We start from the raw sequence: 225 nt of genomic DNA on the forward strand, positions 1-225 counted from the left end.
CAATAAGGAAGTCACGAGCAGCCTCTAGTGCAGCAAGTGCTTCTTCAAAAGAAACAGCAACATGTGGTATTGCATCAGCTTCTTCTTTAGGTAGGTCGTTTAAATCTTTATCTAAAGAGTCACCAGGGTGGATCTTGTTTTTGAGACGGGCAAGACCAGCCATCAACATTGGAGAGAATCCTAAGTAAGGGTTCATTGTTGGATGTGGGATACGTACTTCTATAC

General features: G+C 42.7%; 1 pseudogene. It reads right to left on the reverse strand.

Going from position 1 to position 225, the window contains the following annotated elements:
• A pseudogene (gene glnA / locus V6255_RS18440) lies at positions 1 to 225 on the reverse strand (glutamine synthetase); the annotation flags it as partial.

The organism is Psychromonas arctica (assembly GCF_038155225.1).
GTDB classification, from domain to species: domain Bacteria; phylum Pseudomonadota; class Gammaproteobacteria; order Enterobacterales; family Psychromonadaceae; genus Psychromonas; species Psychromonas arctica_B.